Source organism: Aminobacter sp. P4_D5 (assembly GCF_056401815.1).
The window spans coordinates 1-520 of sequence record NZ_JBFUIP010001386.1 but is presented as its reverse complement, the minus strand read 5'-3'; the positions used below and the strand labels follow the sequence as shown (position 1 = coordinate 520).

The 520-nt window shown below is 71.7% G+C and carries 2 protein-coding genes; one reads left to right on the top strand and one right to left on the bottom strand.

Annotation, left to right across the window (positions count from 1 at the left end; all coding sequences use genetic code 11):
- Positions 1–320, top strand: a 320-nt coding sequence (locus AC1DWF_RS38565) for a hypothetical protein (protein ID WP_476843668.1), incomplete at its 5' end; no start/stop codon positions are given.
- Position 321: 1 nt separating this feature from the next.
- Here AC1DWF_RS38565 and AC1DWF_RS38560 read toward each other — a convergent pair.
- Positions 322–520 (bottom strand): hypothetical protein (locus AC1DWF_RS38560; protein WP_476843667.1); only part of this gene is annotated, 199 nt, incomplete at its 5' end.

Below are 520 nucleotides of genomic sequence, written 5' to 3'. Positions count from 1 at the left end.
ACCTGCGGGAGGTCGCCGCTCCGCGCGACGCGCGCGTGCCCGGCACGCCCTATCAGGCGACGGGCCAGGTGGATTGCCGATTCCAGGGCCAGGCGCCGGTCACCTGCCCCTTCGGCGTGCGCCGCCATGGCCCGCAGACGGCGACGGTGGACATCACCCTGCCGGGCGGCCAGCGCCGGACGCTGGTGTTTCGCAGCGGCCAGGTCTCGACCGAGGGGCGCGAGCCCGTCGTCGCCAGCCGCGAGGGCGACAACATGATCGTCACGGTGGACGGCAACGAGCGCTACGTGATCCCGGACCTGGTGATCCGGGGCAACTGAGTCAGGCCGCTTTCGCCTCGCGGCGGTACTTGGTCAGCAGGAACTCGGTGTAGCCGTTCGGCTGGACCGCCCCCTCGAGCACCAGCGCCGCCGCGGCCTGGAAGGCGACGCCGGAGAAGTCCGGCGCCATCGGCGTATAGGCCGCGTCGTCCTTGTTCTGCTTGTCCACGACCCCTGCCATCCGGCGCAGCGTCTCCATC